Annotated in this window: 23 protein-coding genes; 12 read left to right on the forward strand and 11 right to left on the reverse strand. The window is 50.6% G+C overall.

Translation table 11 applies throughout. The features are described from left to right. Positions 1-2: 2 nt before the first annotated feature. Positions 3-995, reverse strand: a complete 993-nt coding sequence (locus KIS77_09545; GenBank protein MCW5922577.1) for a fasciclin domain-containing protein — start codon at positions 993-995, stop codon at positions 3-5. Positions 996-1,046: 51 nt separating this feature from the next. Beyond that, complete coding sequence (locus tag KIS77_09550; GenBank protein MCW5922578.1) at positions 1,047-1,940, reverse strand: hypothetical protein; 894 nt, start codon at positions 1,938-1,940, stop codon at positions 1,047-1,049. A gap of 104 nt (positions 1,941-2,044) precedes the next feature. Here KIS77_09550 and KIS77_09555 point away from each other — a divergent pair, with 104 nt between their 5' ends. After that, a complete protein-coding gene (locus tag KIS77_09555) occupies positions 2,045-3,472 on the forward strand; it encodes a redoxin family protein (GenBank protein ID MCW5922579.1) in 1,428 nt (475 codons plus the stop codon). A 281-nt stretch (positions 3,473-3,753) separates the two neighbouring features. On the opposite strand, the gene KIS77_09560 is transcribed toward KIS77_09555, so the two are convergent. Beyond that, positions 3,754-5,880 (reverse strand): urocanate hydratase, encoded by a 2,127-nt coding sequence (locus KIS77_09560; protein ID MCW5922580.1) that lies wholly within the window; start codon positions 5,878-5,880, stop codon positions 3,754-3,756. 33 nt (positions 5,881-5,913) lie between these two features. Between KIS77_09560 and KIS77_09565 the strand changes: the two genes are divergently transcribed. The 7 genes from KIS77_09565 (at position 5,914) to KIS77_09595 (ending at position 13,734) form a co-directional block, all read left to right on the forward strand. Next, entirely contained in the window at positions 5,914-8,610 is a 2,697-nt protein-coding gene (locus KIS77_09565) for a hypothetical protein (protein ID MCW5922581.1), read from the forward strand. A gap of 53 nt (positions 8,611-8,663) precedes the next feature. Beyond that, positions 8,664-9,320 (forward strand): YigZ family protein, encoded by a 657-nt coding sequence (locus KIS77_09570; GenBank protein MCW5922582.1) that lies wholly within the window; start codon positions 8,664-8,666, stop codon positions 9,318-9,320. Between the two features lie 63 nt (positions 9,321-9,383). After that, entirely contained in the window at positions 9,384-10,874 is a 1,491-nt protein-coding gene (locus KIS77_09575) for an anthranilate synthase component I family protein (GenBank protein ID MCW5922583.1), read from the forward strand. A gap of 106 nt (positions 10,875-10,980) precedes the next feature. Next, positions 10,981-11,307, forward strand: a complete 327-nt coding sequence (locus KIS77_09580; GenBank protein ID MCW5922584.1) for a winged helix-turn-helix transcriptional regulator — start codon at positions 10,981-10,983, stop codon at positions 11,305-11,307. A 105-nt stretch (positions 11,308-11,412) separates the two neighbouring features. Then, a complete protein-coding gene (locus KIS77_09585) occupies positions 11,413-12,324 on the forward strand; it encodes an arsenite methyltransferase (protein ID MCW5922585.1) in 912 nt (303 codons plus the stop codon). Positions 12,325-12,447: 123 nt separating this feature from the next. Next, complete coding sequence (locus KIS77_09590; protein MCW5922586.1) at positions 12,448-12,903, forward strand: DinB family protein; 456 nt, start codon at positions 12,448-12,450, stop codon at positions 12,901-12,903. A gap of 54 nt (positions 12,904-12,957) precedes the next feature. After that, complete coding sequence (locus KIS77_09595; protein MCW5922587.1) at positions 12,958-13,734, forward strand: metallophosphoesterase family protein; 777 nt, start codon at positions 12,958-12,960, stop codon at positions 13,732-13,734. Between the two features lie 31 nt (positions 13,735-13,765). Here KIS77_09595 and KIS77_09600 read toward each other — a convergent pair whose 3' ends face one another. The 4 genes from KIS77_09600 to KIS77_09615 all read right to left on the reverse strand — a co-directional run bounded on the left by KIS77_09600 (position 13,766) and on the right by KIS77_09615 (position 18,344). Further along, positions 13,766-14,713 (reverse strand): hypothetical protein, encoded by a 948-nt coding sequence (locus KIS77_09600; protein ID MCW5922588.1) that lies wholly within the window; start codon positions 14,711-14,713, stop codon positions 13,766-13,768. 217 nt (positions 14,714-14,930) lie between these two features. Next, positions 14,931-16,652 carry an AAA family ATPase gene (locus tag KIS77_09605; protein MCW5922589.1) on the reverse strand — a complete coding sequence of 574 codons (1,722 nt, stop codon included), beginning with the start codon at positions 16,650-16,652 and terminating at the stop codon, positions 14,931-14,933. A 46-nt stretch (positions 16,653-16,698) separates the two neighbouring features. Further along, positions 16,699-18,015 (reverse strand): UDP-N-acetylglucosamine 1-carboxyvinyltransferase, encoded by a 1,317-nt coding sequence (gene murA, locus KIS77_09610; protein MCW5922590.1) that lies wholly within the window; start codon positions 18,013-18,015, stop codon positions 16,699-16,701. A 137-nt stretch (positions 18,016-18,152) separates the two neighbouring features. After that, positions 18,153-18,344, reverse strand: coding sequence for a cold shock domain-containing protein (locus KIS77_09615; protein MCW5922591.1), 192 nt, complete (start codon positions 18,342-18,344; stop codon positions 18,153-18,155). Between the two features lie 255 nt (positions 18,345-18,599). Here KIS77_09615 and KIS77_09620 point away from each other — a divergent pair, with 255 nt between their 5' ends. Continuing rightward, on the forward strand, positions 18,600-19,037 hold the full coding sequence (locus KIS77_09620) for a hypothetical protein (GenBank protein MCW5922592.1): 438 nt from the start codon (positions 18,600-18,602) through the stop codon (positions 19,035-19,037). A gap of 324 nt (positions 19,038-19,361) precedes the next feature. Continuing rightward, positions 19,362-20,117 carry a hypothetical protein gene (locus tag KIS77_09625; GenBank protein MCW5922593.1) on the forward strand — a complete coding sequence of 252 codons (756 nt, stop codon included), beginning with the start codon at positions 19,362-19,364 and terminating at the stop codon, positions 20,115-20,117. A 264-nt stretch (positions 20,118-20,381) separates the two neighbouring features. Here the strand turns inward: KIS77_09625 and KIS77_09630 are convergent, their stop codons facing one another. The 3 genes from KIS77_09630 to KIS77_09640 form a co-directional block, all read right to left on the reverse strand. Then, entirely contained in the window at positions 20,382-20,750 is a 369-nt protein-coding gene (locus KIS77_09630) for an IS1 family transposase (protein MCW5922594.1), read from the reverse strand. Between the two features lie 231 nt (positions 20,751-20,981). Then, positions 20,982-21,194, reverse strand: a complete 213-nt coding sequence (locus KIS77_09635) for an IS1 family transposase (GenBank protein ID MCW5922595.1) — start codon at positions 21,192-21,194, stop codon at positions 20,982-20,984. Between the two features lie 17 nt (positions 21,195-21,211). Continuing rightward, positions 21,212-21,394: a hypothetical protein gene (locus KIS77_09640; protein ID MCW5922596.1), complete on the reverse strand. Its 183-nt coding sequence runs from the start codon at positions 21,392-21,394 to the stop codon at positions 21,212-21,214. Between the two features lie 198 nt (positions 21,395-21,592). Between KIS77_09640 and KIS77_09645 the strand changes: the two genes are divergently transcribed. Together KIS77_09645 and KIS77_09650 are read left to right on the forward strand one after the other, a co-directional pair. After that, a complete protein-coding gene (locus tag KIS77_09645) occupies positions 21,593-21,892 on the forward strand; it encodes a hypothetical protein (GenBank protein MCW5922597.1) in 300 nt (99 codons plus the stop codon). After that, positions 21,873-23,132: a DNA cytosine methyltransferase gene (locus KIS77_09650; GenBank protein ID MCW5922598.1), complete on the forward strand. Its 1,260-nt coding sequence runs from the start codon at positions 21,873-21,875 to the stop codon at positions 23,130-23,132. Before KIS77_09645 ends, KIS77_09650 begins: the two co-directional genes overlap by 20 nt. Here KIS77_09650 and KIS77_09655 read toward each other — a convergent pair. After that, a complete protein-coding gene (locus tag KIS77_09655) occupies positions 23,083-23,919 on the reverse strand; it encodes a Cfr10I/Bse634I family restriction endonuclease (GenBank protein MCW5922599.1) in 837 nt (278 codons plus the stop codon). The genes KIS77_09650 and KIS77_09655 overlap by 50 nt on opposite strands. Positions 23,920-23,962: the final 43 nt, after the last annotated feature.

Consider the following 23,962-nt stretch of genomic DNA (forward strand, 5'->3'; position numbering starts at 1 on the left):
GGCTAAGGCAGCAACACCCTGTCAATCAGATGTATGACCCCGTTGGTCGCAAGAATATCGGGTATCACTGCCTTTGCCAGCGAGTTGTTGCCCCTTCCTCCGATGGCGATGTCGCCATTTGAAAATCTGGCGATGCTCAAATCCGTGCCTCCGCCAAGCGGTTTGATTCTGGTTTGATTCATCTCAGAGGTGAATTTTCCGCCATCTGCCACCACATGATGCAGCAACACCGCCGCAACCACATCTTTCGGCAATTGGCGGATGTCCGAAGGAACCTCAAGCGACACGCCCAAATCAATGCCCAATTGCCTGAACGCCGCATCGGTCGGGGCAAACACCGTGAAAGACGGGCTGCCGGGCGACGCGCTGAGCGCCCCAGCCAGTTCGGCATAGAGCACCGCTTCCACGAGAAACGTCAGTTCGGGCGTTTTGAACACCTGAGTGTCACGCAGTGCAAGCGCCGATTGCACGATGTCAAGGCCCGTTGCCAGCAACACTTTGTCAAGCACATGAACCGTTCCGTTGGCAGCCCTCACATCAGTGGCAATTATTTTGGAGCCGTTGATATATCGGTCGTTGCCCGCAAACACAATTCGGCGCGAGATGCCTATGACTGAAGCCGACTGGTTGCCTTCCGACAACTCATTGCTGCGCAGGTTCCCATTCGAGACATGGTACAGGACTGTTTGAGTCAGGAAATCGGTTTTCAATTGCGTCAAGTCGTCGCTGTTGAGCAGGTTGAGCCGAGCAAAAGCCTTGTCGTTGGGAGCAAACACCGTAAAATCGCCCGAAGGGTCGCCTGCGTTGGGATTGGATAGCACAAACACCAAATTGCATTGAATAGCCGCGTCTTCAAGAGTGTTAAAATCGGGATTCGACACGACCAAATCGGCAATAGAGGGCAGCGCGTCAGAAGGGTCTTTCACACAGCTCGAGTCGGCAAAAAGGATGGCCACAAAAAAGGCAAGGAGTAGCTTTGTATGATGTCGGAACATGGTAGTTAAATTTTGAAAAGCTTTGATAGAAAAGAGGAAGTGAGGCGATTGTCAATTTGAGCTTGTCCGAAAAGCAAAGACGACGGCTCCGGTAAAAACAATCGCCTTGCCGACGTTGCGCCCACTGACGTATTTGTTCACGCCAGCCGATACGCCGAAACCGCTTACGGTTGGCACATACACGTTTAGCCCAGCACGGGTGTAGCTCACATCGGTTGCCGGAAAAAAACCGTCGAATCCCTCGCCGAGGATATGCACGCCACCTGTAGAAACTTGTTGGGCGTACCATGCCGCCACCTGAAAGCGGCGGGTGCCATAGCCCACTCGTGCTTCGCCAACAAAGGCATCGGGGACTTGACCAGTGCGATAGCTGTAGCCGCCTTGTCCCGTCAAATAAAAGCCTATGCGTGTGCGAAAATGAACCACGCCTATTCCATTCAGCGTCGAAGCGCGATTGCCAATGGCCACAATAGACTGCAACCCCCGCTCCACTTCGTAATTGCTCACGGGGGTTCTGACACCTCCCGCCGCCAAGAAATCCATCCGGTAGGCTCCCAGCGCGATACTGCGAATCCTGTATTTCAGGTAAATGGAAATGTCTTGCAGCCCTTTTCGCTCGTTTTTGAAACCCAACTCCTCGAGCGTGGCTTGCGAGGCGTGACCTTTAGCTTGAATGTAAGGCAGGTTCAGCACAAAATCCAACCGAGGACTCAGTCCGTAAGTAGCATACAGATTGATGCTGTTCACTTCCATCTTGTTGAAAATCGGCACCCGGTCGGCATCCGCTGGCACAAGAAAGACCTCAGAATAGCGCTCTGCGGTGTACGAAAGGGCCACGGCACCGCGGCCATCGCCATTCATAAAACCGCCAAACAAGCTCTGCGCCCGCACCCATGCAGGTAGAAACAAGAGCGCCATTGCGCTCACGGTGGTAAAAATTTGCATCGGAAATATCGTTTGTTAAAAAATGGAGAAAAAATCTGAATGTCCGTTGAAGTCGTAGGAGATACGCGCTTACCTTTCGCTTGAGTTTTCAAATTTTTTCATCCATGGCCAAAACCCGCCTTTTTGTCATCCTGCTTACACTTTGCGCCTACACAGCGCAATCGGCCCGCATCACGGGCTTTTTCAAAAATGCGAGACCGGGCGACCGGGTCGAGCTCTTCGTGCCGCATTATTATGTGGACGGCCACAGCGACACCTATTGGGTCCAATTAGACCAGCAGCTGGCCTTTTCGCTCGAAGCGCCGCTGCCAGAGCCACAGTTGGCTTTCCTCGTTTTCAATTTCAACCACCTGCCCGTTTTCCTCGAACCCAACGACACCCTGACAATTGAGGCAGATGCTTTCCGCTTTTTGCAGCCTTTGGCTCTGGGAGGCCGCGCTGGCGCGAACAACCGCTTGCTGCAACAATTTTTTAAGGAAAACCCGCCCGATTATGATGAAATGAACAATCTCCGACTGAAAATCGGGCATTGGTGGGCAGCCGTCGAACCCCCGATGTACGAGCGAATGGAAAACTTGGCCCCCACCGAGTTCAAGGCATTTCTCGATGCCCGGAAATCAGCCAACATCGCCATGCTCAAGGATTTTTCAGCCACATTGCCGGGGGCACTGACACCCGCGTTCGTCGAATGGCTTTCCGCCGAGATTACCTACTCGTGGGCCTACCACCTTCTTTTCTACGGTCATGTGTTTGCCAAAAGACACTCCGTGCAGCCAGAGTTCTTCGATTTTTTATACGAAGCGCCCAATTTTTGCAAGGCCATTGGCAGCGACTGGTACCGACAGTTCTTGCAAGCCCTCATCGCCTGGCATCTTGCCAAAGATGAGCAAACCGACAACTTCTACGCGGGTCAATACGCGCTGGCAGGCGAGGTGCTGCGCGATAAGCCCCTCGCATTTTTTCGCTCGGAGATGATTCGGCTTGCTTTCAGCGGCGAGCGCTACCGGGAAATACTGCCCTTCTACACTGATTTTGTCAAGACCAACCCTTACCCAGCCTTCGAGGCCAAAGTGACCGATTTGTATGAAAAAGTCGCTCGCGTGTCGCCCGGGTTGCCCGCGCCCATGTTTACCGCCAGCGATGCAAAGGGCAACGAGGTGTCGCTGGCGCAGATGCGCGGGCGCGTCGTTTACCTCAATTTCTGGGCGAGCTGGTGCGGCACCTGCTTAGAGAAAATGGCAAAGTTTGACCATTATGCAGCCGAATTGGAGCGGCTGGGCATCGAGATTGTCAATATCTCCATTGACGAAAACCCCTCCAAGTGGCGCTCCGCGCTCACTGAGCGAGGGTTCAAGGGACGCAACTTGTTGGCCTCGGCGGGCGGCGGACTCAACATCGCCGCAGCCTATGGGGTGGAAGCGATACCACAGTATTTCATCATTGGCAAGAATGGCTATTTTGCCGATAAGGCACCCACAAGCCAGCCGGAGGCTATCAAAAATCAGTTGCTTGTGTTGAGCAAGACTTATTGATATCCATTAGACTTGTTGCGGTGGAGGCCTTTGGCGAAGGGAAAGCCCTTTTTCCGACCGGCTTCGTTACATTTTTCGCCGAATATGCCCGATTTCGATTGCAAAATTTGCCTTGCCAGTCGAAAAAATGACAATCCCCTCCACTCAAAGCCCTCCACCGCAACAAGGCTATTCAATTGCTTATTCAGGCGGTGATTTCAAGTCACCACTCAAATAGCAGACGTTTTCAACATCTTGCCTCAACCCGTGATTCGCATGAGCTAACAAACCAAATCTTCCTCTCAAACTTTCTCCCTTCCCATCGCCTCTCGCACCATCGCCTCATCCGCCAGATACGGCACCGTCACTTTTAGGTCAGAGTACTGCTCCATCGTGCGTTGCAATGTGCTGAGCGCGTGTGGATTCCGTGCCCAAGCGCGACGACTGATGCCGTTGTTCACGTCCCAAAAGAGCATGGATTTCAGCCGTCGTTCCGAATCCGCCGAGCCATCGAGCACCATGCCGAAACCGCCGTTGATGACCTCGCCCCAGCCTACGCCGCCACCGTTGTGCAGGCTCACCCACGTGGCGCCCCGAAAGGCGTCGCCGATGACGTTTTGCACCGCCATATCCGCCGTGAAGCGCGAGCCGTCGTAGATGTTGGCCGTTTCGCGGAAGGGCGAATCCGTGCCGCTCACGTCGTGGTGGTCGCGGCCCAGCACCACCGGCCCGGCCAGTTCACCGCTGGCAATGGCATCGTTGATGGCTTGCGCAATGCGGATGCGGCCTTCCGAGTCGGCGTACAAAATCCTTGACTTGGAGCCGACTACGGGGATTTGCTGCTTGGCTTTTTGAATCCAGATGAGGTTGTCGTTCAGTTGGCCGCGAATCTCGGCGGGTGCTTCGGCGAGCATTTTTTCCAAAATACCCGCTGCGATTTGGTCGGTTTTGTCCAAATCCTCTTGCAAACCCGAACAACAAACCCAACGAAAAGGCCCGAAACCGTAATCGAAGCAGAGCGGCCCCATGATGTCCTCGACGTAGGAAGGATATTTGAAAATGCCTTCACCGCGATTTTTCCAAACATCAGCACCTGCCTCACTGGCTTCTTTCAAAAAGGCATTGCCGTAATCCCAGAAATAAGTGCCGCGCTCGGCCATGAGGTTGATGGCCGCGACGTGGCGGCGCAGCGTGGCGCGGACTTCTTCGAGAAATTTTGCTTTGTCTTTGATTAACAACTGTTTGGCTTCTTCGAAAGTGTAACCGACCGGGCAATAACCGAGGTCGTGAATATTGTGGCAACTCGTCTGGTCGCTGCCCAACTCGACGCGAATGTTGTCGCGCACAAAGCGTTCCCAGAGGTCAACGATGTTGCCGTGATAGATGAGCGCGACGGCGGTCTTGTCGCGGCGGCAGCGTTCGAGGGTGATGATGAGGTCATTCAGGTCATTGAAGACATTTTCCCTTTGGATGTAGCCGTCGGTGAGGCGCTGCTGCACCGCGTCGCCGTCCACTTCGGCGATGACCGTGACCGAGCCTGTGATGACTCCCGCCAGCGCCTGTGCGCCCGACATGCCGCCCAAACCGCTGGTGACGAACACTTTGCCGCGCAAGTCGTCGTCGCCCAGACCCATTTTACGACCCGCGTTGAGCAGCGTAATCGTGGTGCCATGCACGATGCCTTGCGGCCCGATGTACATGTAAGAGCCGGCGGTCATTTGGCCGTACTGCGTCACGCCGAGCGCGTTGTATTTGTTCCAATCTTCTTTTTTCGAGTAATTCGGAATCATCATGCCGTTGGTCACCACCACGCGCGGCGCGTCGGGGTGGCTGGGAAAAAGTCCCATTGGGTGGCCGGAATACATCACCAACGTCTGCTGGTCGGTCATTTCCGACAGGTAGCGCATGGTCAGGAGGTATTGCGCCCAGTTTTGGAACACCGCGCCGTTGCCGCCGTAGGTGATGAGTTCGTGGGGGTGTTTGGCGACTTTGGGGTCGAGGTTGTTTTGAATCATCAGCATGATGGCGGCGGCTTGCTGCGATTGGCAAGGGTATTCGGCGATGGGTCGCGCATACATCGCGTAGTCGGGCCGAAGACGGTGCATATAGATGCGTCCGTAGCGAGCGAGTTCTTCGGCGAACTCTGCCGCCAGTTCGCGGTGCCAGTGCGGGGGGAAGTATCGCAGGGCGTTTTGCACGGCCAGCACTTTTTCTTTTTCCGACAAAACGCCTTCCACGACGCGGCGCGGCGCGTGGCTGACGGTGGGGTCAAGTTCTTTTTTGGGGGGCAGTTGGGCGGGGATGCCGGCGCGAATGGCGGCTTGGAAAGTGGTGGAATTCATTGAATCGAGCAGTTTCGGCAAAAATACCGCTTCCGTATAAGTGGTGTGACTTTTGAAAAAATTTGCCGCACATTTGCCGCATTGCATTTATTGCCTGTTAAAAACAAAACCTTTTGAAGTATGCGGACCACCCTTGCAGAAGTCATCAAACACTATAAAAAAAACAATCTTGCGCGGCTTGATTTGGGGAATTTGGGTCTTGTCGAAATTCCTGAAGAAATAAAAGAATTAAGGAACCTTGAGGTTCTTACTTTTTCTTCGGAATTTCAAACTTGGCACGAGGATAAAGATAATCATCAAAACAATCGCTGGATAGCCGAACGCTCTATTGTTTCAGGAACAGCAAATAAGATAAATTCCATTCCGTCTTGGTTTGGCAGTTCATTTCCGAAATTGAAGCGTTTGGTGCTCGCCGGAGGTGCGGAAGGTCGTTGGGGGCTGAAGGATTTGACGAATCTCGCCGGTTTGACGAGTATTGAAGAATTGGACATTTCCAATACGAGCGTGGAAGATTTGAGTGCTTTGAACAAGATGGAACAACTTCGCCATTTACTTTGTCACCACACTTATGTAAGAAGCCTTGACCCTATCGCCAATCTGAGCAATCTGGAAGTTTTGCAGGCCTACAATACTAGGGTAAAAGATTTGCCGCAGATTTGGATTGCCGGCAGTTTGCAACAATTGGTCATCAATCAGACAGAAGTTTCTTCGCTTCAACCTATCAGAGGTTTTAAAAAACTAACCCGATTGGACGCGAAGCGCACCAAAATTGACGACCGCTCGGTAGATATTTTGGCCGGATTTAAAGACTTGCAGATGCTGGATTTGCAGGAGACAAACATTACCCGGCTGCCCAAATTGGAAATGCCCAATCTGCTGCTGCTCGATTTGCGAAAGACCAAAATCAGGGATGTTCGTCCGCTTTTGCCGCTGCTCGAAAAAGGGATGGAAATCAAGGAGGTGGACCATGGCATCATGCGTAATTGCATCGTTATTGACCAAAGCATTCCATTTAAAAGCCCAGGCTTTGAGATAATTTTAGGGGGGCGGAAGCAATTGATGGACTTTTTGTCCGCCTCATCTGCGCAAGGAATTGATTATCTGTACGAAGCCAAAATTGTCATCGTCGGAGCAGGAGAAGCTGGAAAAACCACTTTGGTCCGCAAGCTTAGAAATCCCGACCATCGCGTTCCCAACGAAACCGACAAGCGCACCGAAGGTATCCTCATCGAAGAGTATCCGTTTAAAGGTCGTGTGAAAGGAAAAGGCGAAGAAAAGGACATGATTGCCCACATTTGGGACTTCGGCGGCCAAGAACTTTATTATACGACCCATCAACTTTTCCTTACAGAAGACACTCTTTATGTTCTGCTCAGCAGCAATCGTAAAGAAGACAAAGAAACAGTTGCCTCCACCTTTATTTACTGGCTAAATGCCGTCACGCTTCGCACAGGCGAAAGTTGCCCGATACTTACAGTTTTCAATGCCAGAGAAGGTGCCCAGCGAACGATTTCCCTAGAAAACAGAATATTCGAGCCGTTTAAGAACCTTATTCGAGAACCGATAGACGTCGATTTTGCTCAGAACGATGAACGTTTTAGAAATTTAATATCGAGGATTCAGACAGAATTTTGCAAACTCGACGTGCTTGGCCGAGAACTGCCCGCCAATTGGGTAAAAGTGCGAAAAGCGCTTCGAGAGATATCTGATGACCATATCAAAAAATCTAAATTCAAAGAAATTTGCGAACAAAACGGAGTCAAAGACCAATCCCAAATGGAAACCCTTTTGAGTACATTTCACCGTCTGGGCATTGTTTTACATTTTCCCAACATCAAGTGGCTCGAAGATTTGATTATTCTGAATAACGAATGGTTCACTAGTGCTGTCTACAAGGCACTGGACAAAGATTTTATCCAACGACAGCAAGGGCATTTTACTGAAGATAGGCTTTCAGAAATCTGGTCGGGCGAAAGATATCGCGGCCACGAGCGGAATCTGCTTGCCATCATGGAGCAATTTGGCATTTGTTATCGCGTACATGGCATGAGCGACACCTACATCGCCCCTCAATTACTTGCCCCAGAGTCCAAATACTATGCAGGTTTTCCCTCTGAAGGCCTGATTCAGTACCGATATAAATACGAGTTCATGCCAAGCGGTATTGTCACACAGTTCATCGCCAAAATGAGCCCCCACATCTATCAGGATTACGTCTGGCGTGACGGCGTTGTACTTCGTTGGGAGGAAGGCACCATGGCCGAAGTCATTGAAAATCAAATTACCAGAGAAATAAGTATTCGCATCGCAGGGCAGGGGAAAAAAATAAGGCTTTTGGACATCCAAGCCCATTTGAAAGAGGTTAAGCAAGCCTTCAAAGGTTTAGAAGAAAAAGAATTCATCCTCTGCCCATGTGAAGATTGCAAAAACGCTAAAAAGCCCACTGAATTCCTCTTGCTCGATGTAATCCAGTACGCTAAACACAACACGAAACTCATCTGCCAACAAGGGGGCAAGTTTGAACCCATGGATGCCAAAGAAGTATTGAATGGGGTATACGAAGATAAAAATACTGCCGTTGCCGAAGCAGAGCGATTCATTGCTCAAGGTAATTTTGACTCCTTCCTGTCAGCTGCTCGAAGTCTTGCAAGAATCCCCTCGGCAAGAACAGGAGCCCTGAAAATCCAAGGCATGTGCAGTGTGGCGATGGGCCCCAATTCTATTGGTGTTCATCCTGATGAACTGAAAAAAATGCGCGGCGAGATAGCGGACGACCTTGTCAAGCTGCTCGAATTTCTTAAAAAAGAAGAAAGTTAAAATCTGTTTGATTCTTTTGCCTCTATCCTCTCGCCAATAGCTTTCTCGCTGCCATGACAGACCACTACCACACCCTTGCGGCTCCCGCTACCGGCGAATTCAAAGACCGGGGCAGCAAATTCATCGCTTACGCATGGCCGACGAGCAGCGAGGCAGAGGCGCTGGCGCATGTGGAGGCGCTGCGCAAGGAACACTTCAAGGCGCGACACCACTGCTTCGCATGGCGGCTGTCGCCCGACGGCAGCCACTTCCGCGCCAACGACGACGGCGAACCCAGCGGCACAGCCGGGCGACCCATTCTGGGGCAGATTGACGCATTCGGGCTGACGGAAGTGGTGGTCGTGGTGGTGCGTTATTTCGGCGGCACCTTGCTCGGCACTTCGGGCCTCATCAATGCCTACCGCGAAGCTGCCGCCGAGGCTTTGCGCAGCGCGGCGATTGTGGAAAAAATTGTGAAAGACACCTTCGTGCTCGACTTCGACTACGCGCTCATGCCCGACGTGATGAATGCCCTTAAAAAACTCGACATCAACATCCTCAGAGAGGAATACGGCGAGCGCGGCCTGCTCGAAATCGGCATCCGCCAGAGTGAGGTGAAAGATACGTTCTTGAAAATAAAGGCACTGCTTTGGAAAGTTTCGCAAGAAGAAGCTGCGACGCTGGATTGGCCAGCGGGGCTTGCATTGCGGTACGTTGTTCCGCAGGCATGAACTTACGACCAACCGTTCCCTTAAACTTATACCGGTGCGGAACAGCGTTCCGCAATACATTGAATGCGACAAACCGCTTTTTTCCCACTCGACGACCTTGCTTTTTGGAAAAAACAACTGCTTCACTGGGCAGCGGGGCATGAATTGGCGGTGTATCTCGACAGCAACGGCCACAGTCAGGCGGTGACTTCAAGTCACCGCCTGACCACAGGCGGTTGGGAATGTCTCGCCGCCGCTGGAGCGGTAACTTTTTTGGAAGCAAATGCGGGACAATCTTTTGAGCAACTGAAATCCTTGCAGAGTTTCTTACGCGATGGCAAAGGGGGAGGGGATTGGCTTTTCGGTTTTTTCGGCTACGATTTAAAAAACGAGGTGGAGCGACTGTCTTCCCAAAATTTCGACGGCATCGGACTGCCGGATTTGGGTTTTTTCCAGCCTGAAATCGTCATCGGCATTCGGGAAAACCACATTGAAATCCAGACCATCGGGCGATTGCCGAAAGCGGTTTTTGAGGAAATAAAAATGGCAGAGCCAGATGCCGGCAGCTTGACGGAAGAGAAAAATGCAGAAATTCAATTGATGCCACGAATGTCAAAGGCCGAGTATTTGCAAAAAGTCGAGGCTATTCGCCAACACATCGTGGAGGGCGATTTGTACGAAATGAACTTGTGTCAGGAGTTTTTTGCTGAAAATGCCGCGCTCGACCCGGTGGCGGTTTTTGAACGGCTCAACGCGATTGGCAAAGCGCCGTTTTCGACGTTCATGCGCTGGCGCGACCGATACCTGCTTTCCGCCAGCCCGGAGCGTTTTTTGAAAAAAGAAGGGCGGAAAGTGATTTCGCAGCCCATAAAAGGGACGCGAAAACGCGGCAGATCCGCTGGCGAGGATGACAGGATTCGGCAGGAGTTGCTGAATAGTGAAAAAGACCGCGCCGAAAACGTGATGATTGTGGATTTGGTGCGCAACGATTTGGCGCGCAACTGCGTGCCCGGCTCGGTGCGGGTGGAAGAACTCTTCGGCATTTACACCTTCGAGACGGTGCACCAGATGATTTCTACAATTACAGGGACGTTGAAGTCATTAGAAGTCATTAAAAGTAATTTTTTAAATGACCCCAATGACCCCAATGACCCCAATGACCCCAATGACCTTAATGACCCCAATGACCTTAATGACCCCAATAACCCCAATGCCCCCAATGACCCCAATGACCTTAATGACTCTAATAACTCTAATGCCCTCAATGCCCTCCGCGACGCTTTCCCCCCCGGCAGCATGACCGGCGCACCAAAAGTGATGGCGATGGAACTGATTGAGCGTTCCGAAAACACCCGGCGCGGACTATATTCTGGCGCAGTGGGCTACTTCGACCCGGCGGGCGATTTTGATTTCAACGTGGTGATTCGCAGCATCCTCTACAACGCCGCCGCTCGATATGTGTCCGCACAGGTGGGCGGTGCCATCGTGTACGATTCGGTGCCGGAAGATGAATATGCGGAGTGTTTGTTGAAGGCGGAAGCGATGATGAAGGCGCTTGGGAATGAGGGGTTGTGATTGCAGAGAATGGTTTAATCGTAAAAAAACGATAAAATTTTTTCTCGAAAATTTGGCTTCCAAAAAGTTCATCGTACTTTTGCGATGAAAATGAACCGAACCGAACATGGCCACCACTAAAAAAGAAGCCTTCGGGCGCGACGAACAGGAGCTCGCGGCACTCGCCAAAGCACTCGCCCACCCAGCGCGAATTGCTATTTTGAAAGAACTAGCACGGCGGCAAACTTGCATCTGCGGCGAAATCGTGGAAGTGTTGCCCTTGGCACAAAGCACCGTGTCGCAACACCTCAAAGAATTGCAACAAGCCGGCCTAATTCAAGGCACGGTGGACGGGGCGAAATCCTGTTACTGCATCAACCGCCAGACCTTCCAAAAATTTGAGCAGATATTGAAATCATTTTTCCTCCACACCGCTGGCTCACCATGCTGCTGAAGCATGATGGGCTATTTTTTTAGCCAAAACCATCGTCTTTCTACGATAAGCCCCCCCGATTGCCACATCTCCATTGCTTTCATCCACAACTAAAATTTTTACGCTATGCAAACCGCAGAACAGATTAAGTCCATCGTCCGGGAAAAATACTCGGAAATTGCCTTGCAGGACAAAACCACCAATGCCAACTCCTGCTGTGGTGTCGGAACGCCCGGCACCTACAACATCATGTCGGATTCTTACACCGACCTCGAAGGCTACAATCCCGATGCCGACTTGGGCCTCGGCTGTGGCCTGCCCACCCAATTTGCCCAAATCCAAGCAGGCGATGTGGTGCTCGACCTCGGCTCCGGCGCGGGCAACGACTGCTTCGTGGCAAGGGCCGAGGCCGGGCCTACGGGCAAAGTCATCGGGGTGGATTTCACGCCAGCCATGATAAAGAAAGCCCGAGAAAACGCCGAAAAAAGAGGCTTTCACAATGTGGAATTCCGGCAAGGCGACATTGAAGACCTGCCGGTGTCCGACAACTCTGTGGACGTGGTGGTGAGCAACTGTGTGCTCAATCTCGTGCCGGACAAGCCCAAAGTGTTTGGTGAAATACGGCGCGTGTTGCGTCCCGGCGGGCATTTCAGCATCTCCGACGTGGTGCTTGTGGGCGAATTGCCCGACGTGCTGCGCAACGCCGCCGAGATGTACGCGGGGTGTGTTTCGGGAGCCATCCAACGAGACGAATACCTCAACATCATTCGCCAAACGGGTTTTGAAAACTTGAGTGTGCAAAAGCAAAAGCCGATTTTGATTCCCGACGAAATCCTGCGCGAGTACCTTTCGGAAGAAGAATTGAAGACCTTTGTCGCGTCCAAAACAGGCATTTTCAGCGTCACGGTTTTTGCTGAAAAGCCGGGTGGCGACCCTACCCAAAAAATGGCCCGGGCGGAAAAGCGCAAAGTCGAGATGCGCCATCTGGCCGCCGAGGCAGGCAGTGCCTGCTGTGCGCCGGGTAGCGGCTGTTGCTAAATCAAGCGATTTGAGGATGGCTCGCAAGCATTGTTTTCGGCAGGCCCAACCATGCAGTGTAGGAACTCATGAAGTGGCGCTTCCTGTAAGGATTTGCTTGCGAGGCATCCTCATCGAAACATAATGATGACCAAGACTGAACTCATGCTTGCTCTCTGGGAAGAGGGGCGCACACGGCTGACCAATCAGTTGCCCAACATCGCGCCGGCGGATTTGACGCGACGGTTGCACCCCAATTCCAATTCGCTGGGTTGGCTGCTTCGACACATCGGCGAAGTGGAGCAACTTTTTGCCAAAAATGTGTTTGGCGAGCCTATCGCGGTGCGGGCCTCTACCGTCGGGCCTTTGGCCAGAACTCACGGACAGTTCACGGATTTGGATGCCTTGCTCGCGCATTTGGAGGAGGCTCATCGGGTGTTGCGTGCCGCGCTTGAAAAACAAAGCGACACGGATTGGGAGTATTACATCGAAACAAAAGAGTTCGGTCGAAAGACGAAGGCCGAGGCACTGGCACGGATTTGCACACACACGGCTTGGCATAGTGGGCAGATTTCATTGATTTTGAAATACGGCACCTGACAGAGAGGCATCCCTTCGCAACAATAAACACGCCCTTATTGACCACCTTTTTCTATGAAAATCGCGCTTTTCTCCGACATCCACGCCAACCTTCCGGCCCTTGAGGCTTTTTTTGAGGATGTGGAAAAACACCAGCCCGACCAGATTTTCTGCCTTGGCGATTTGGTGGGCTACAACATCTGGCCCAACGAGGTCATTCGTGAAATTCGTCGCCGAGGCATACCGACCATTGCCGGCAACTACGATTATGGCATTGGCCGGGCAAGCGACGACTGTGGCTGCGCGTACAAAACCGAGGCGGAAAAAGCCAATGGCGCGGTGTCCATTTCATTTACCAACCAAATCGTGCAGCCCAACGAACGCCAGTATTTGCGGGAATTGCCCAAGCATATTCGCGTCGAATTGGAGATGCAGGACGGCGAGCCTATTTCGCTGCTGCTCGTGCACGGCAGCCCGCGCAAAATCAATGAATACCTGTTTGAAGACCGCGAGGAGGCGAGCCTATTGCGCATTTTGGAAGGAGCGAATGCCGATGTGCTTTGCTTCGGCCACACGCACAAGCCATATCACCGCGTGCTGAACGCTGTCACGGATGCTGAGCCGCGTTTTCGCCATGCCATCAACATCGGCTCGGTGGGCAAGCCCAAGGATGGCGACCCTCGAGGAGGCTATGTGGTGCTCGAGTTGGACGAACACAGCAGCCTGAAGCGAGCCGATGGCATCCGCGTGACGTTCGCCCGTTTCGATTATGACGTGGAAAAAGCGGCTCGTGCGGTGGAGGAAAGTCCTTTGCCGAATGCTTACGCAGCGGCGTTGCGGGAGGGGCGATAAACAAAGGGCATTCCCATCGCCGCCGCCTATGTTATTCGTTGTGCATTTTCTCAAACTCTACCGCCAATAGTTTGAGATTTTGTTTCATCAGATTGATGTGTGCCTCAATCTGGTCGTGCATGTTGGCTCTGTTGGTCAGCTGGTCGGCTGTGTATTGGCCGCCATCGCCAAAGAACAAAGCGTGTACTTTTTCCTTGTCTTTTTCCCTGGTGTCGGCAATTTGTCCAAAACTCACCCACTTATCAACGAGTTGTTGCCTGACCGACTTGTATGCTTGGCCGGGGTTTTCGTAGGTGAGGTAATACCAAACCGATGCCGGGAAAATTTCCGAAACGTCGGGTGCCGCCCAAATGTCCCTCAGCGCATTTCTTGGATGATAAAACTCGACTTTTCTTTTGTTGGCAAGAATGGACAGACCCAACGCGGCCTCTATCAAGCCTGCACCTATCCCTATGAACTCTGGCGCATTGCTGTCGTCGCCGCTTGCCAATAAAGCCCCTGCCACGATGGCCCCCGTCGCGCCCACGATGATGGCCCCGACCGTCAGCTTGGTTTCCGCGTCATCTTCCTTGCTTTTCAAGTAAGTTGCGATTTGGTCGGCTCGTTCTTCCTCGCAGTCCATTTCGGAAGCGACTGCCGAAATTTCAAGCGAGGAAATTATTATTCTTTGGTTGATTTTGCGGGACAGTTCGGCGATTTCGATTCGTTGTTCGATGGTTGGGTTTTGTTCATATTGTTTTCGGAGGTTTACAAACGTTGTCAACAGATTGAGCACTCCGATTGCGTTTGCGGTGTTCAATGCGTGAAACGAAAAGCGGCTTGCAATGGCCGTGTCAATTTCTATTTCGTGAATGGGCTTTGGAAGGTCGGCTTTGGCGTAGGGCGGCGTGACCTGTTGGTTGCAATTGCTCTTATCGAACGGAGAGTTGATTTTTCCGCTTTTTAAACTTGCGCAAGAGCTAAGCAATAATATCAGCATTGCCCGCAATGCAGTATTTTTTATGTTCCCAATCATCCTTTTTTCTGTAGTTTTTATGTCAAATGCGGTGAAACGCGAATCATGGGCTGAAATGTTGGAGCCTTGGTGTTCGAACGCTTATTCATGTCTTGACTTCGAACCATCACATGAATAGCACAGGTTTTCAGCTGCTATCAATCTACACCCGCCGAATCTTCGCCCCAATCGCGTGCTGATATTACTTAAAAACTTGAAGAATTGTATCCAATTTTTCGATAATTTCAGGTTCAACATCCGCAGGTTCTAATAAATCAATTAAGTGATGAAAAGTGCCCTTTCTCATCATCATAGGCTCATGCCTTTTTTCAAAATATTCTCGAAATACGTCTTCACCCCATGTTGAGCGCGGATCTCTGGACCACCACTCATGGGAACGATTGCTCAAATAAATGGGTGCAGTCAAGTTTTCTATCGCTTGTTGCATCTGTGCAATACTCGCCGCACTAAACAAATCTCGATTAAGTCCTGCCCAGCGCAACATCAGTTCAGGGGTCAAAAAATAATTTTCGACCTCGCAGCGCTGCCATTGAAGTACTGGCACGAGAGAGTCAGGGCTTGTCTGCTTGCCGTAGAGATTGTCGAAAAGTGCAACACCTTTCAAATCGGGAACGACTACTTTGAGTGCGGCAAAGCGTTTGAATGCTTCGTTTGGTTGATTGCTGCCTAAATAATCAACATTTGCTGTCGGTAGCAATTCATAGAGCGGGTGGCCCAGTATCTTGGCAAAAGCCTGCAATATCAGGTCGTCAGTCTCACCTTCGAAGAAGAGGATATGCTTTTTCAATTTAGCTTTGTAATAGCGTTCCCAACCTATCTCTGTTAGCGATTTTCTGACCTGCTGAACCATGTGGCGGTCAATCAACGGTATGGCTTGTTGCTCAATCACAGCTACCACTTGGTCGCCTTTGGCTGCGGCTTCGCTCAGCACAACCTCTGAATGGGAAGCTATGATTAATTGAGAATTTTGGCTATTGGCCACATCAGATATCAGTTGGTATATTTCTCGTTGGCGCAAAACTTCCAAATGTGCATCGGGTTCGTCCATCAAAATCGTGCTGTTAGGGTGGGCAAACAAATAGCACAATAAAAGTAACGTTTGTTGAAACCCTCGCCCAGCAGATGTCAAGTCATACTCCACGCCATTCTCTGTATATTTCATTTCCAAAAGACCTGACTCTGGGTAATAAACCGGTGCTTGAATAGATAGTCCAAATTTTTGTTTCAAAATCCGAGCAGTATCATCCCATTTTCTGAACGCTTCCTCCGGTTCTAAATATTCGCTTGTTTCTGGGTTCAGGAGTTGATAGCAGATGTTGCGAATTACATCAGCTGTTTTTCCTTCGCCGATTTTTCGGTCAACCGACCCTCGTGTAAGTCTGTCCTCTTGTGAAGCCAAACCTGACATAGGTTGAAGATAGGCTACCCGTGTCAACAAAGCCTCCGGAGGGAGGCTGTGGCGTTCTTCACCTTTTTCATCTTTTCTTAGGAGTCGAACATAAAAGGACTCATCGTTTGCATAGTCGAATTCCAGCCCAACTGTCCAAGACTTACCCTGAGAAAAACCTTCAGCAACAATTTCAATTAGAATATTCTTGGTTTTTGTCAGCCCCCCGCCGTTTTCCCTTTCGTGTTGTCGGACGTTTTTTTGAAACCATAAAAGTTTAGCGGTTGGAATAGGTATTGATGCCAAATCCCGACGGTTGATAGCAATGCCAGTTCTCTGTTTCCCTCCGCGAGGCTGGCTGGCGATTTTTCGGAGGCCAACATCAAGGAGAGTAATGGCCTGCAACAGGGACGTTTTTCCTGAGTTGTTGGGGCCCACCAATACCAAAGGAGTGCCTAATTCAAAGGACACCTCTTCAAATTTTTTGAAGTTCTTGATAGTAAGACGTTGAATCATTTGCTAAACAATGTGCTGCGAAAGTACGTCATCGAAAGTCAATTCCTCACACCCGCCGAATCTTCGCCCCAATTGCGTTCAACCTTTCGTCAATGTGCTGATACCCTCTATCTATCTGGTGCACGTTGTGGATGATGCTTCGGCCTTTGGCTGAGAGTGCGGCAATCAGAAGCGCCTGTCCCGCGCGGATGTCGGGCGAAGTCATTTCGATGCCGCGCAGTGGGTAGCGGCGGTCGAGGCCGATGACGGTGGCGCGGTGCGGGTCGCAGAGGATGATTTGCGCGCCCATGTCAATCAGTTTGTCCACGAAGAAAAGTCGGCTCTCGAACATCTTTTGATGCACTAGCACGCTGCCCCGGGCTTGGGTCGCCACGACCAAAACGATGGACATCAAATCGGGGGTAAAACCCGGCCACGGCGCATCGTATATTGTCAGGATGGAACCGTCTATGAAGGTGTGGATTTCGTAGTGCTCTTGAGCGGGGATGTGCAGGTCGTCGCCTTTTCGTTCAATTTGAATCCCCAATTTTTCAAACGTGGAGGGGATGATGCCGAGGTGCTCCACGCCTGCGTTTTTGACGGTGATGTCGCCCTGCGTCATGGCGGCCAAGCCGATGAACGAGCCGATTTCAATCATGTCGGGCAGGCAGCGGTGTTCCGTTCCACCGAGCTGTTCCACGCCTTCGATGTGCAAAAGGTTCGAGCCGAGGCCTTCGATTTTCGCGCCCATGCGCACCAACATTTGGCAAAGTTGCTGCACGTAAGGCTCGCAGGCGGCGTTGAAAATCGTCGTTTTGCCTTTCGACAAAACAGCCGCCATCACCACGTTGGCCGTGCCCGTCACGGAAATTTCGTCCATGAGGATATAGGTGCCTTGCAATCCCCCTTTTGGTTGCTCCACGTAGTAGATGTCTTTTTCGTCGTCGTACTTGAACTCCGCGCCCAATTTTTGAAAACCCAAAAAGTGTGTGTCGAGGCGTCGTCGGCCGATTTTGTCGCCGCCGGGCTTGGGCAGGGTGGCGCGTCCGAACCGCGCGAGCAGTGGGCCAATAAGCATGACCGAGCCGCGCAGTCGTCCAGCATCTTTCATAAATGCGTCGGAACGCAGGTAGGCGATGTCCACCGTGCCGGCGCAAAAGCGCCAAGTATCGGGCGCGAGGCGCTCCACCGTGACGCCGAGGCCGCGCAGGAGCTCGATGAGTTTGTTCACGTCGAGTATGTCGGGCACGTTGGCGATGGTGACTGGGTCGTCGGTGAGCAGCACGGCGCTGATGACTTGCAGGGCTTCGTTTTTGGCACCTTGCGGCTGCAATTCTCCTTTGAGCGGCTGGCCGCCAATGACTTCAAAACTGTCGAGTTGCATGGGAAATAGTTCGGACTGGTTTGAGTGGGTTTTAGTTGGGAACGGCGGGGCGAAGGTAGGAAAGCCGCCAATAAAAAACCTCCGATGGTCGCCCACCGGAGGTTCAGAAATTTTATGAATCAAATGTCTTGAATCGCTTACGCGATTTTGACATCAACTGCATTCATTCCTTTTTTGCCGCGCTCGGTATTGAACGTGACGTTGTCGCCTTCACGGATGTTGTCAATCAGCCCTGTGACGTGAACAAAAATTTCCTCGTTTGAGGCACTGTCAACAACAAAGCCAAATCCCTTGGCCTCATTGAAGAACTTAACGGTTCCACTGTACATGTATAAAAATTGAAATTGTGATGTGGCGATGTGCCGGGTCAAAGGTAGGGCTATATTTCACAAACTTTTGATTTTCAAGATTATTAACAGTATTTACTTTTGGTGACACCTCCAGCCATTAGTTAGGCCCGCTCATTTTCCCGTTCTGTTAAAGCCCTGTTTCCATGTTGTTAAAAGTTAAAACCATACTAAACCGTATTGTGACGCTTGACTTGGCTGGATGCCTGCCCCTACGTTTGCCCCAAAATAACAGCTATGAAAAAGACCCTTTTATTGCCCATTTTGGCAACTGCCCTGCTCTTTTCCTCTTGCGACCGCGCTCCTTTCCCGCTCCGCCTCGCTCACTTTGACGTGCGCTGGTTTGACGACGACGAGAGCGGAACCCGCACGCCGGGCGATTATTTGCAATTCGCCATGCGGGTCGTCACCACCGCGCCCGACCCGGACGACCAGTTCATCACCGACTGGGAATTTGCCTACTACGTCAATGGTGCGTTTGGAGGCACGCTGCAAAGCGACCGAAACCTTCGGAGCAACAGTATCACGCTTGATGCGGGCATCACCATCAAAAACCTGTCTTTGCCTCGCCCCGGCCCGCTCAAACCGGGCGACGTGATAGAATTCCAATTTTGGGCAAAGGACAATTGGGGCGAACACGAAGAGCGGCGTTACCGATATGTGTTAGAACCATGAAAGAACGCCTGTTCGCACTCGACGGCGGGCGAGGGTGTCTTTAGGTGGCGCGTCCATCCGTGCCGACACCCTCCAACGCCGCCGCCCTACCCACGATTGAAGAAGGTTTCCGCCCACACTACTGGACATCATTTTTGTGCCACAAAGACATAAAGGCACAAAATGCGGCAAATCAATGCGTATTTTGCTTTGCGTCTTTGTGACTTCGTGGCAAATTTGAAAATATCCATTAGTGTGGTTTTCGCTAACTATAAAACATTGTCTTAACACAGCATTCACCAATAGGTAACGAGCGCCTCTCGTTTTGCCAAAAAATGATTCAAGATGAAATTTTTGGCTTTGCTCCTATCCCTCACGTTTTGCCTCGCCGCAGCCATTGATGCCACCGCGCAACAAAAATTTTCTCAACACGAACACGAAAATCGGTTTGGCATCGGTTTGGCCCCTTTCAGCCTCCTGTTGCCAAGCGGCAAAGCCAATCTGCACGGCGAATGGGTTTATGCCCACAACAAATCCCTTTCCCTGCTTGTAAGTGTGCCTCGCCCCACGCCTGCTCCCGGTTTCTTGGGGGGCAAGTTTGATTTGGAGGACGACGTTGCCACCACCACCAATCGCTTCACTTCTTTCGGGGCAGTGCTGGAGCAGCGTTTTTATTTGGGCAAAAACGCGCCCAATGGCTTCTATCTCGCGCCTTATGGTCGGTACAACAATTTTTCCCTCACCCGCACCACACAGCAAGCAGACAGCCCCTACAAAACAACCGTGAAGGGCGGTGTGGGAGGGTTTGGTGTCGGGGCGGCTTCGGGTGTTCAGTTTCGGCTCGGCGATTTCCTTACCCTCGATGCCACTCTTGTCGGCGTGGATATCAAATGGCTGAGCGGCTCATTCCTCTACACCACCAACGACCCTGAGGCAGACCTCGCGGCTTTCCGCGACAGGGTGCAAGGAACGGTGGGCGATATTCCCTTCATCGGCTCGAAGTTGGTCGCCGCGATTGATGGTGATGTGGTGAAAGTGCGCACCCCGGGACTGCCCATGCCAGCATATCGGTTCAATTTGACGTTGAACTATGTGTTTTGAACGATTGCACTCACGCACACCGCCGCCTGCGTTGGCTTTGCGGGTGGGTTTTCGGCGGCATTGGCGCACATCCGTTGGTAGGCGATTATTGATTTGTTTAGGCCAAGCCGTTCGATGACGGCCCGATTTTTTCGATAGAAAGTCCTGCGTTTTTTACAACAAACTCGGCGGATGCTCCTTCAAGTAGAGCGTTTTCGGCAATTTCTTCCTTACTATTTTTGAGTGCCTCGCTTACAGCCGTTGAAATTTCGGTGGTGGAAATTTTTACCTGACAACATTTAAATTGTAGTGGTATGCGAATAGTTTGAAGTGCAGGTTTAGCATATACTCCTTTTTGGAGAAAGAGAGGGTCTTTCGGACGAGTCGGCTGATGCGCTGGCGCAAGGTGTTGTTCAGCCTTTCGACATGGTTGGTCAGTCCGGTCTCTTTGCCGACCATGAGGTGTGTCTCGCTGGGCAAACATTGATACGCCGTCCAAAAATCGCTGAAAATCAGACATTTTTGGTACTCGTAGGGGAGTTTGCGCCAAAGTCGCTTGCACGACCCCACCGAGCCGTCGCCAATGAAAAAGGAGAGTATCCGCCTTGTTCTACAGCACTGAACAATCCAGACCCGTACTTGATTGATTTTCACGGCGATGTAAGCGAACAGTTCGTCCGCCTCTAACCGGCCGTCGGCTTGTCCTTCCTCAATGGTGGTTTTGAAAGGGGGAAGTTGCCAAGCTTTTTTTATACCTTGATTCGCTAGGATTTGTTAGATGAACATGATTGATGTTCTTGATTTTTAGCAGATTGCGATTGCAGCCATGCTCAAAACCTAACGGCGCGAAGTATAACCAATTGAGCACCGTCCGATACGAGACGTTCAGCGAACGCCTGTGCCCCGAAGGCTTTGCCGCTCTTGGTAGGCACGCTCCATCAGTTCGGGGTCTAGGTTCCTGCTGGGCTGCTTGCTGTCCAATACCCGGCAGCAACCACAATCTTTGCACTTGTAGGTTTGGGTGCCGGAGCGGTTTTTCCCGTTTTTGACGATGTTGCTGCTTTCACAGCGGTGGCAACGACGAACTTCTGTTATCATGGCGAAAAATTACAATGTCAGTCAAATATTTCCACTACCTCTTTAATGAATTCAGATATTCTTTCTTTCCAGTCCTTTGTATGCCAAGAACGTTGTCCTTCTTTGAAGCCATTCCAATATTTTGCTTTTGTGACCTCTAATCCGATTTCGCCATTTGCTAATTTATCTCTTTTCTCTATGAGTTCGCTACATGTCAACATAACACTTCTTGGCTTTTTTGTTTATACGCATACTGTCGGTTAAACTTGCTGCTAACGGTTGGCTTGCTGCCGTGCCGCCGTGCGTTGGGTTTGCGGGTTGGGTTTCGGCGGCATAGGCGTACATCCGTTGTTCATGCCCATTTTTTTTATTTTTGACCTTTTGTTTGCATATATGCCGGTTATTTCCACCTTTGCGCCATGACTTCAAGTATTTGGCACGACAAGGTTAAAAGACTTCTCAAATCAGAGATTGTGCGTAGGGGCATTACCTACGAACAACTTGTTGATTTACTTGCAGATATAGGGGTTGAAGAAACCAAAGCAAGCATTGATAGCAAAATGTCCAGAGGCACTTTTAGTGCTGCATTTCTTGTCCAATGTCTTGTTGCCATAGGCTGCAAATCCTTCTGCCCCGAAATTTCTGCCGATATGGTTGAAGAACCTCGTGCAATTTACAAATCAAAGAAAAAGGCTACTTATGAGATACAAGAACAATAGAACTGGGCTGACCTACATCCCGACCTCCGCACATGATGCCACACTCAATGGTATGGACTATACCGTAGTGAGCCTTTTTTCAGGTGCGGGAGGGCTTGATATTGGCTTGGAACAAGCAGGTTTCCGAACGGTCGTGTGTATCGAAAACGACATTAATTGCCGCTCTACTTTGCGCCATAATCGTCCGGAGTGGTTATTGTTCGACAATCCCGTGAAAATCAAAGATGGTCGGATGCTCGAAAGGCAACCGGGCGACATCCGTGAAATCGAAGTGGACGAACTACTTGAATTTTCAGGACTTCAAAGAGGCAAAGTTGCCCTCGTTGTCGGTGGAGCACCTTGTCAGCCGTTCAGTAACATTGGCAAAAAACAAGGCGAAAACGATGAGAAAAACGGCGATTTGTTCTTGGAGTTTGTCAGAATGGTCAAAGGAATTGAACCAGAAGCCTTTATTTTTGAGAATGTTGCTGGGATAACTCAAAGCAAGCATTCTAATGTGCTTCAATATATGTTCGACCAATTTAACGGGTCAGGGTACAGTCTTTCTTATTCTCTGCTAAATGCTGCCAATTACGGTGTACCGCAGAGAAGGGAACGTTTCATTTTAATTGGCATTAAAGGCGATGAAAAACCAGCATTTCCGTTGCCCACTCATATAAAAGATAATAGAACTTGGGATTTGTTCACTTCCGAATTATCGCCTACTCCTCAAACAAAGCCCGAAAATTGGGTTACGGTCAGACAGGCTTTTGATAAACTTCCTTCGGAATATGCCAAACGGAAAGACTATGCCGTAATGGGCGTTTCGCCAATCGTCAAAAAGCGCATGACCTACGTTGAACAAGGCAAAAACTTCAAGGTTTTGCCGGACGAACTCCGCCCTGATTGCTGGAAAACGGGCAAACATCAAGGAAATGACACTTTCGGGCGATTGATTGCGGATTTCCCTTCCGTGACGATAAGGACAGCGGCATACAACTGTGCCAAAGGAATGTATATTCATCCGTTTGAAGATAGAGGGCTGAACACCATTGAAATGGCTGCGCTTCAAGATTTTCCCTTTGAGTGGGAATTTAAAACTTTTGGGCGTGCCAACGTTACCCTTGTTAGCTGCGGAAAACAAATTGGGAATGCCGTACCTCCGGGGCTTGCGAAAGCATTAGGTCTTGCCCTGCGAAAGCAAATATCCACTAACTTAGAATTGAGGAAAAAGCAAGATTTGCTTGTTGAAGTGTATTGACCTCGTAAACCTCATCTACTGCTGCTTGTGGCAAACTGAAAACTGTTGTCAAAGAGTGTGTAGCAACCGTTTTCAATGCGTTTCTATCCGGCTCCGTTATTTTGGTCGCCACAGCATAGTATTTCAACCCTTTCGGCGATGTTATCCATTCCCTCGTTTGAAGGTGGGCGTACAAGGCTTTCATCAGGCTGCCCTCATGCGAAATCTGCAAACGCCTATCCGGGCGGAGCGAAGTCTTAACTGAAATATAGCCTTCGATTTGCTCAAAATTGCACTTGTCAATGAACTTTTGGTACGTTCCTTCGAGCTCCGTCAGGTTATCCGGGGTTATTTCGTCAATTGCAGAAACTTGTCCAATTACTTCTCTTGCCAAATCTCCGTCTATAATTACAAAATCGGGGTTCGATGTAATCAATTGAACTTCCGATACTTCTGCAACCTTCTTTTTTAGGTCTATAATCAGGTTATTCAACCTTTTCTCGTACAAAGTAGCAACATCGAACTGTATCACGTTTGGCAGAAGTATCGCCAAGTGGGAGTTTTCGTTTTTCACGAAGTAATTCCATGCGCATACTGCCAAAAGCCATTCGTACCAATCACCGTGAACGTTGCTCATCGCCTCTCTTGTAATCCGGCTGTCTTCTTTCCGCACCACATCATCAAACTCGTTGAAAAGGATGGAAAACTGTTTGTTGGCAGCCGGAAGTTTGCCTTCCAGCAAAGCACAAAAGGCTAAGTCCTTGATTACCTGCGACTTCCCTCCACCTAAAACTCTTATGTATGACATATCTTATTCTTTTGAGCCGCAAAGGTACGTTTCCTTAATTATA

It is taken from the genome of Saprospiraceae bacterium, assembly GCA_026129545.1.
GTDB lineage: Bacteria > Bacteroidota > Bacteroidia > Chitinophagales > Saprospiraceae > M3007.